Source organism: Atlanticothrix silvestris CENA357, from assembly GCF_016056295.1.
Classification (GTDB): domain Bacteria; phylum Cyanobacteriota; class Cyanobacteriia; order Cyanobacteriales; family Nostocaceae; genus Atlanticothrix; species Atlanticothrix silvestris.
Genome location: NZ_JAECZB010000033.1, coordinates 21,235 through 30,646, shown reverse-complemented (window position 1 = coordinate 30,646; position 9,412 = coordinate 21,235). Strand labels below are relative to the sequence as shown.

The 9,412-nt window shown below is 38.3% G+C and carries 5 protein-coding genes and 1 pseudogene; 1 reads left to right on the top strand and 5 read right to left on the bottom strand.

The features are described 5' to 3' along the window. Window positions 1-859, top strand: an 859-nt coding sequence (locus I8751_RS13950) for a transposase (protein ID WP_214439757.1), incomplete at its 5' end; no start/stop codon positions are given. 183 nt (window positions 860-1,042) lie between these two features. Here the strand turns inward: I8751_RS13950 and I8751_RS13945 are convergent. The 5 genes and pseudogenes from I8751_RS13945 to I8751_RS13925 form a co-directional block, all read right to left on the bottom strand. Then, on the bottom strand, window positions 1,043-4,102 hold the full coding sequence (locus I8751_RS13945) for a peptidase domain-containing ABC transporter (protein WP_214439756.1): 3,060 nt from the start codon (window positions 4,100-4,102) through the stop codon (window positions 1,043-1,045). 115 nt (window positions 4,103-4,217) lie between these two features. Further along, the gene (locus I8751_RS13940; protein ID WP_214439755.1) at window positions 4,218-4,817 is read right to left on the bottom strand and encodes a helix-turn-helix domain-containing protein; all 600 of its coding nucleotides are present in this window, start codon (window positions 4,815-4,817) and stop codon (window positions 4,218-4,220) included. Between the two features lie 1,555 nt (window positions 4,818-6,372). After that, window positions 6,373-6,693 carry a peptidylprolyl isomerase gene (locus tag I8751_RS13935; protein WP_318780324.1) on the bottom strand — a complete coding sequence of 107 codons (321 nt, stop codon included), beginning with the start codon at window positions 6,691-6,693 and terminating at the stop codon, window positions 6,373-6,375. Between the two features lie 178 nt (window positions 6,694-6,871). Continuing rightward, window positions 6,872-7,150: pseudogene (locus I8751_RS13930) on the bottom strand (peptidylprolyl isomerase); the annotation flags it as partial. 905 nt (window positions 7,151-8,055) lie between these two features. Further along, the gene (locus I8751_RS13925; RefSeq protein WP_214439754.1) at window positions 8,056-8,535 is read right to left on the bottom strand and encodes a HetP family heterocyst commitment protein; all 480 of its coding nucleotides are present in this window, start codon (window positions 8,533-8,535) and stop codon (window positions 8,056-8,058) included. Window positions 8,536-9,412: the final 877 nt, after the last annotated feature.

Here is a 9,412-nt window from a genome sequence, read left to right as displayed (position 1 = left end):
TGAGTACGAATATCTCGTTTCTTTAAAACGTGCTGCTAGGACTCCTGAAGGCAGGGCGCAGGTCAACTATGAGCAGTTACCTTTACTCAGTCAACCAGAGCCAGAGAAAGAACTTCCAAGCAGCGAAAACCAACGCTTGAAGTTACCAGATATTGAGCCGCAGAAGACAGTAGTAGAGGTAGAAACTCACCCCGAAGCAGATGAAGATGAGGATTTAACCTCTGAGAGTAGACGAGTGCGGCGGCGCTCCTCAGCGATGGAAAAACCAAAACTGAGGTCAGCAAAGCGATTGGAAATCGTAGAAGAAAAGCCGCTGGAAATAGCCAGCATCCCTAGTCCTGTACCAGCGGATGAACGACCAGAAGCAACCGTCATTGCCCAGATGTTGGGTGAAGATTTGCTAGACGAGTCGGAAGATTTAGATGATTTAGAAGAGGATGATTTAGACGATTTAGAAGAAGACGATTACGAAGATGATGATGATGATGATTATTTAGATGGGCCAAGACCTTTAGTTACCAGACGAAGGTTGGGTGAAATACCAGTTCAAGTCCTGCCATTGTCAGCAGCCCCTTTACCCAAGACTTGCTATTTGGTAATTGACCGCGCCTCCGAATTGATTACTCGACCACTCAAAGATTTTGGCGACTTAGGGCAAATTCCTAGCCTGGAAACACAGCAAAGAACTTTGCCTGTGTTTGATAATCACCGGGTGGCAAAGCGCTTTTCTACCAAGCGCGATCGCGTCATTAAAGTCCCTGATAGTAAACTGTTACATAAGGCTAGTACTCATCTGCAAGCCAAAGGTATCACACGACTTTTAATTGATGGTCAAGTTTACTCTCTGTCTCTGGTCTAAGACTCGGCATGGGGCATAAGGAAGAAGGGTAAAGGGAAAGGGGTAAGGGGGAAAGGGTTTATTTCTTCATCCTTTACCCTTTAACCCCTTCAGGGTTCGCCAGTCGCTCATGGGGGAAACCCCCAAGACCGCGCTGGCTCACCTTTTCCCAAGATTGTTGCTCCCCTGCTCCCCTGACACCCTTCAAGCTGTAGTAGCTAATTGTTGTTGGTTGAGATAAAAGTAATGACCTCTTCTGGCAATTAATTCATCGTGAGTACCGCTTTCGACTAGTAAGCCACGATCTAAAACCAGGATGAGGTCAGCATGACGCACTGTGGAGAGGCGATGAGCAATGATTAAACTTGTGCGTCCTTTGAGAATTGTTTTTAAGTTGTTCTGAATAATGCGCTCAGATTCGGAGTCGAGGTGGCTGGTGGCTTCATCTAAGAGCAATAAACGGGGATTGCCCAGCAAAGCACGAGCGATCGCTAGTCTTTGGCGTTGTCCACCAGATAACATACCGCCGCCTTCACCAATTTGGGTTTCGTAACCCATTGGCAGTTGTTTAATAAATTCATCTGCTCCTGCTAATCGCCCCACTTCAATAACTTCTTCTAGAGTGGCTTCTGGATGAGCAATACTGATATTTTCACGGATTGTCCCACCAAATAAAAAGGTATCTTGATCGACAACACCAATTTGAGAACGCAGCGATCGCAGGGAAATACTAGTTACATCTTGAGCATCAATTAATACTTTACCCTCCGTCGGCGGATATAGACCCAAAATTAGTTTGGAGAGGGTAGTTTTACCAGAACCACTACGTCCTACAACAGCTACAGTTTGCTCAGGAAGAATTTCAAAATTGAGATTTTGTAGGACGTTAATATCGCTTTCTGGGTGATAGCGAAAAGTAACGTTTTCAAAACGAATGTTACCGTACAATCTGGGTAAATGCTGGCGGGTTTGGTGTTTTAAGTCTTCTTCTGGCTCCGCTTCCAAAACATCATTAATTCGCTCAGTAGAAATAATTACTTCCTGTAATTGATTCCACAACACAACTAGGCGTTGGAAAGGGCGAATTATATTGCCTAACAACATATTAAAAGCAACTAATTGTCCAATTGTGAGTTGGTTTTGAATTACCAACCATGCCCCAAACCAAAGTAATCCTGTAGTAAATAGAGATTCAATCGCGGAACTAAAAATTTGCAATTGGTTACTAATTATCTGTCCACCAAAGGTTTTTTTAATCACCTCGTTCAATCTTTCTTCCCAGCGCCAGCGTACTGTCTGCTCAATTGCCATTGAGCGAATCGAGCGAATACCTGTGAGGGATTGAATTAAATAACTGTTTTCATTAGCTGAAGCGTTAAAAACTTCACGGCTAATGCGACGTAAAAAAGGTGTAGCGACAAAGGCCAGTAGTATATAGGGCGGTAAGATGGCTAAGCTAAGCAATGCCATTGAAGAACTGTACCAAAACATCAGTCCCACATAGATAAACACTGTGAGCAAATCTAAAATAATTGACAGTGCTTCTCCAGTGAGAAAGCGTTGAATTTTCTGATTTTCTTGAACGCGAGAAACAATATCACCAACGTAACGTGACTCAAAGAATGCCAAAGGCAAGCGAAAGGTATGTTTGATAAAACCTACTAATAGCGCGACGCTGATCCGGTTAGCTGTGTGGTCTAGCAGATATTGCCGTAGCCCATTAATGACAACGCGTAACAATCCAAAAATAATTAACCCTAAACCCACAGCATTTAATGTTAATGTGCTGCCCTGCACAATTACTCGATCTAACAACAACTGTGTGAATAAAGGGGTAATCAGTCCAAATACCTGAATCAGCACCGAAGCAATGAATACTTCTAGTAATACTCGTGAGTGAGGTTTTACTAAGTCAAAAAATTGCCACAATGTTGTGCTTGCTTCTTCGGTGTCTTTGAGTAGGGGTGTAGGTTGCAATAGCAAGGCATAACCAGTCCAACCGGCTTTAAATTCAGTCGGGGTAAGGCTACGTTGACCGATCGCAGGGTCGCCAATAATCACCCGCTTCTTGTTGATTTCATAGACGACTACATAGTGTTTACCTTCCCAGTGAGCGATCGCTGGTAAGGTTTGTTGGGCTAATTTATCCAAGCTGGCTTTTACAGGACGGGTAGTAAAGCCAATACTTTCCGCGGCTGTTGTTAAACTCCGCAATGATGCTCCACTGCGACTAACATTAGCTTGCTCCCGCAGCAGATTAACACTCAAGCGCTTACCCCAATAGCGACTAATCATCACTAAGCAAGCTACCCCGCAGTCAGAAGCGCTTTGTTGTTCAAAGAACGGATACCGCTTGGTTAAGCGTCCCCACCAATGACCTGCTCTCACTGTGGGACTAGGAAAGTAGACTTGCCGTTGTTTTTGTTTTGGCTTGGGTTCTGGGATGTGACTGAGGATTGACGATTGAGGGTTGGGTAAGGGAGATTGGGAAGAGTCTTCCTCAGACCCCCGTTCAGCTTGACGTTCTTGAAATTTGATCAACTCTGCTAGTTGCGGCCAATACTCTAGTGCTAATTGCCAATCATCATTTTTTAAAGTGTAAATAATGGTTGGTTGCTCTGCTTGGCAACTTCCTAGCTGTGGACATACATAGATATTTCCCGGTGTCAACCTACGTCCATCAGTATGTAGTAGTTCTCCACGACGCAATAGCCAAAGCTTAGTATCTTGGAATAGTTTGGCTGGTAATGAACCAGTTTCCACGGTGTGCCGTTCAAATAAAGATAGTGTTCTGAGCAAGTCTTCTACAGACCCATTGTGAGGTAGTAGAGCGCTTTGGCTAGTTAGCAACAATAAATCCCAAAGTTCTGCACTTCTTTTGAGGCGATCGCTAATGCTGGGATATTTGTGCATTACTTCATGTAATGCTGCGTGTGGAAGATGACAAAGTTTTAAACTCACAGAAGCTCTGGCGACGTAAGGACTGAACTCTTCTTGGGGAAATAGAGTCAGTTCGCCAAATGATGCACCAGTTGAGAGGGTAGTAATTAAGTTGTTAGAGCTATCTAGTAGTCTGACTTTACCCCCAAGGATCATATATATACCAGCAGGTGCTGCTGTTGCTTGCCAGAACTGCTTTGCTACTGGTGGTTCGACAATTTGCACCCCTGTCAAGCACATATCAATTTCACTATCAGACAACGACTCACCTAAGGTTTGGATGAGTTGCTGAGCTAACTGTTGCTGGGAAAACCCTGATGGCATTTCCTGACCTCCAAAACAGTATTAATCAAGGACGAAATAGGAAGGATAAAGTAAAAATTTTTATCCTAATTTGTGGCAAAATGCTTTGCGGTTATAGGCTTTACCCTTCATCCTTTTAGTTATTGGTCTGCATCAAATTTAATGACCAATGGAAACTAGGTTCTGAGTTAGATTGCAAGTCACCGATTGTAATACCAGTATCTTGATTGAGGTCAATTTTTCGTTGACTAGAAGCTTTGGGTTTGGTGGAAAGTCCCATTTGTTTTAACAGACGATTAATATGGCGATCGCTGATGGTAATACCCAATTCATTTGCTAAATGTTTGCTTAACCATTGAGCCGTCCAGTAGGTAAATGCATAACCATAATCACGAGGACTGTGGCTGACCAATTCTTTTAAACGTTCAATATATTGAGTATTCACAATTTTGGGTCTACCTATTGGTCGCTCATGCCATTTATGAGCTAAACCCGCTTCTGCTAAACCAATCCAGTAGCGTGCCATTTCTTGAGAACAGCCTAATATTTCACAGATTTGGGTTTGAGTTTTACCCGTATCGGCTAACAACATAATTTCAATCCGCCGCCGATATTCTGGCTGTAAATTTGTCTGCAAATGTTTCAACAAAGCCTTTCTTTGAAAAGGTGTTAAAAATTTGCTTTCATGAATTTCAGAGTCGTCAAAAGCTGTGTCTTGATTAAGATAGTGTGACATAAAAATTACCAGTTGCTGTCTACAGTAAGATGTGGGTAAAAATATCCCTTGTATTTGCTGCAAAAATCCTCATAGTTTAATTGATTACAGATGCAAAATTAATTAGCTTTATTAGGCTAATTAACTATTTATGTAATGTGTAGTCGATACCGAATGTTTACCCACTTAGTGTTTTAAAATTCTAGGGGGTTATTTCTGTAAAGCTGCTATTTTTGACCCTCAATATTAGGCATTGATATGTTGTACTTGTATTAGAGGGATAATCAAAATTTGCCGGTGGTTCAGGGAATTTTTCTATTTTTTACAGCCAGTAAAAACTTTGCTAGAGACTGCGCTCTAAAGAGTCAATAATTCGTAAATAGCAGTAAGCAACCCTGAAAAAATATGTAGCAAACATAGCTTTTGTCTTCCCTGAAACAGTAGTTTCCGGTAAAACACTTAAACCCAGTAAGTATTTCACTAGTTAATTCCCAGAATTGAACAGACTTTCTTGAATACTGGTTTACTGAGTATTAGTTTCAACCAATTACTTTGGTTGATGATTTCATAAAAGTGAGTTGGAATCTTTTAAAGACTCATGTTTTGAGGATGTTAATGAACTTTAGAACACAAGTTCATAGTTCCCTTTCAAGATATTTGAATTGGTGATGTTGAGATTCTCAAGAAAGGTTGAAACCTATTCCATTAATTGGAACTTAGAGGCAGCTAAGGTCAGGTATGAGTATCTACTTCTTACACTAGCGTATTACTAGCTATTTCCTCATCGGCAGATTTTAGTAAATCTGAAATAACCTAGAAGATCAGTCCAACGAAAAAGCGACAGTTCCTTAATCTCTTGTCTTAACCTACTGTTATTTTTTTAGAAATTTTCTTACATATAGTCAATAGGTTTTAATTAAAAATCGATATTTTCATAATATCTTTATAATACCTTTATTGAAGATTTATGATCACTTGTATCCATCAAAAATCCCTACTTATTGACTGTTTAGTTATGCAAACATTCAATTTCGGAAATCGCTGATTGAATCGTAACTATTAATATCAAAAACTATATTTTCATACATACATTTTAGCAAAAGATGAACCATTATGGACGATAATTAATAGCTATGCATCTATCTATAGAAACAAACAAGGGTATTTATATTAACTGATATTCTCTACGATTATAGTATCTATCTCTAGGAGGAAAATCATACATAAACATGTTCAAAATGGCAAAATTATCTCTATTAACTTTTTTTAATGGTTGAGATAAAATCCGATATCATTGAATTTACAATAGCGATCTCTACGATGCATAATTGGCTACAAACTCTTATACAGCATAGGTTAAAGCATGTATTTGTAACATAATTTATTTGAAATTGGTGCATTATAGAAATTAAGACAAATGCTAATACTTATCTTTGCAAATTTTGTAATTGCCCTATAATGAACTAAGTAATGATGAATCGAGCATGTAGTTTAGTTCTGTAACTAACCAGTGTTGAAACATATAATTGAGAATTTCTTGATATCTTTCAGATGTTAATTCAGCAGAAAGTAACTCTTACACTATAAAAAGATGATGACCTTGTTGAGTTTTTAGAGGGCCTATTAATTGTTTTGGTGGAGTCTTAAATATTACAGCAGCTATATCTGGTTGAATATCAAAACGGTAAAGAGTTCCTTCATAACCACACTTACATTGGCGATGAGTATTAATATTATAAAGATTAGCTGCATCATAAAAGCTGATTTCACCATCTTCAATTTGGTAATAAACTTCTTGAGCAAGCTTGTCAGATTCAACAACAATTTGGTAAAGAATAACTTGCTCAAATTTTAGACTATTTTTGATCAAAAATTTTTCTACTTCTTCTGCAAACATGTGCTGAGCTAGTTTTTGTGATAATTAACGTGAGTTCGATGAACCTCTCACTCACTCCCTCCCTCTGTGAAACGGAAAGGGAGGAGCAACGAAAAATTCAGCTTTTTGCTCCCCTCTCCGACACGGAGAGGGGTTGGGGGAGAGGTCAAATAAGACTTGTCGAACTCACGCTAATTAAGCGATCGCGAATTCCCATTTCCCAATCATGGGGAGTCACTAATTGATCGGCTAACCATGTAAGGGTATCTGTAGCCTTCTCTAAACGCTGCTTTCGACGCTGGCGATCGGCTTCTGCTTCAACTTCTGCCCTTGTTACAGTGATTCCTCTTTCTTGAGCTATATGCAATATCACTTTTTTAAACAAAATCTTTTGATATACTTCCTTCAGATTCATTTCTCGTTTGAAGAAGTTGACAATTTCCTCATTTTCAATGAATATTTGGGAAAGGTCATTCATTGGGATCTATGCTTTTAAATAAATGGGAAAATATACGATAATAGTTAGCTTTTGCTTTCATTATAGAAATATATAAAGAAAAAGTCGGCCTTTTATGCGCTCATGGAGTAATATATAAGCTAATACGCTTAAGTTAAGCCAAAAAGCTTCATGTATAAACGCCATACATTGCGTCTGATAAGACCACAAAAACTGGAAGCTGGCAAAAAACAGCTTCCAGTAGTTGCTATGTAAATTGTCAACCTATAAAACGAAGATAATCCTAGTTGGGACGACTAGGATTATGATTCATCGAAACAGAAGCGTAAGAGCTATTAGTTCTATCAGCCACAACAACGAAAACAATTGAACCGTCACTTTTTCTATTTCCGTTTCTAGTGATAGTGTTAACCACAAGTTTTTGAAACTCAAGTAACACCAGCCTTAGTATAGAAAGTTCTATCTAATTTCCCCACCATAAAGAAATTTGACAGAAGACAACCAAAGTTAGTACTGGGGTAAGCCAGCATTCTAATTTTTGCTTGCTCAGTCTTTCTCGGAAAAGAATTACCAGCAGTAACGGTTAAACGTTGGTCGCAGTGAGTGAGTCACCTACTCCCTGAAATGCTGATTGCTTCAGCAATAACAATCAACTAAATGTGTTTGATAGTTAATTAATCATTGATTTTATTGTTTAAAACAAATTTATTCATTTAGTCTCCTCTCTTTAAATACTTATCTATAATTTATAGTATTGAAGTATTAAAAGTTTGCCATTTTGGCACATTATAATAATAATCTTGTAACTAATTTGAGATAATTAATCCAATGCTATTAGGCAGTTAAACTGCAAAAATTGCCATACTAAGGAAATAGTATGGCAGACTATGAGGCACTCAATTAACTGGGAAATAGAATCTATTGGCTCAAGATATTGTTTCATTGATTTCACAGGGTTTTAAAGACAAATCTTGAGTGCTTTCAGGTTGTGATTCGGGTTTAACAGATTGAGATTCGTTAACTTGCTTTGTCAACCACTTATCTAAACCACCACGGATTTCTGTTTTTTGCTTACCTACTACCTCAAGATAAGCAAGGTCTTTAATTTTGCCTAAGCAACTGGCTGCAACATTAGTATCAGACCTTTTGTCAGGAGATGTTTGAGTAACTTTTTTTCGTTCTTGATCTTGCTCGTGTACTCTGTTCAGTTGGGAGTTTTCTTTGAGCAATCGGTTATAGGTGCGGTAGGGAATGTAATGCAAAGGATTATAACCAGCCAAGCGTAGTATCAAAACACATGCCCAGGAATACTTTCCGGCAAGAATCGCCTCAACTATTTGGTCTAATTGTTCAGGGTTGATTTTTTTATTGAAGTTGCTATTAATGCTAGAAATGTCTTGGTTCATGGTGTTGGTTCTCTTGGATGAAACTAGTTCAGTCTCTTCGTTAATTGGGGTTAGAGTTATTTATTTAATCCCAGGAATAAATTGACAATGCTGTAATTGCAGATGTTGGTAAAGAAAACAACTGCGTTAATAAGGGTAGATGAATTTCTCAATAGTTAGAAGGCTGTATGTGGCTTTTGGTAGATGCAGCGTTGTTGTATTTAAATGTCTGTACTTCTAATCTAACTTACTTGACCTGATAACTTTATTGTATATTTATTTGCATACAAATGATAAACATACATGTAAAAATTGAATATATTTAAGCTGAAAAATACAAGTTTTATCCGTGAAGCATTAAGAACTTTATTTGTATATACATACCTAATGTAATTTATCATTTTGATAGATAATACAGCTAAATCTACTGAACAATTTTCGATGCTTGCTTGTGTATTGTGCAACTTTGTATTTTGTCCCCTATTTGTTAAGTGATGAGGGGTATAACCCCTCGCTGGTAAATCATTTGAGCTTTTCATTTTTTTAGTATACCAGGATAATTTACCATTAATTACATTTACAAACAACTGATAAATCCAGCCAGAAAAATATTATTAAAGAAATCTAAAATATACTGTTTAAAGGTTCTTGAAAAACATTTTTATAATCTGCTAGTCAAACTATGTGTATCGAAATTATCTGAATATATTGATTGGCAAGGTTTCTAGACATGGTGTATCTGGCAACTTCACCAAAAAATTGCCGTGAATATAGCTGAATGAAAAATTAAGTTGTGAATTTTACAGTTTTATGCTAGGTTCTAAAAACCTACATTAAATCTCGCAATCTGCATGTAGCGAAATATTCCCTTGTCAGTGTGGAAAAAGCCAGACATAGT

Excerpts from the sequence above, each read along its gene's own strand:
- I8751_RS13945 (WP_214439756.1), bottom strand. The coding sequence starts at position 4,102 with ATGCCATCAGGGTTTTCCCAGCAACAGTTAGCTCAGCAACTCATCCAA.
- I8751_RS13940 (WP_214439755.1), bottom strand. The coding sequence starts at position 4,817 with ATGTCACACTATCTTAATCAAGACACAGCTTTTGACGACTCTGAAATT.
- I8751_RS13925 (WP_214439754.1), bottom strand. The coding sequence starts at position 8,535 with ATGAACCAAGACATTTCTAGCATTAATAGCAACTTCAATAAAAAAATC.
- I8751_RS13935 (WP_318780324.1), bottom strand. The coding sequence starts at position 6,693 with ATGTTTGCAGAAGAAGTAGAAAAATTTTTGATCAAAAATAGTCTAAAA.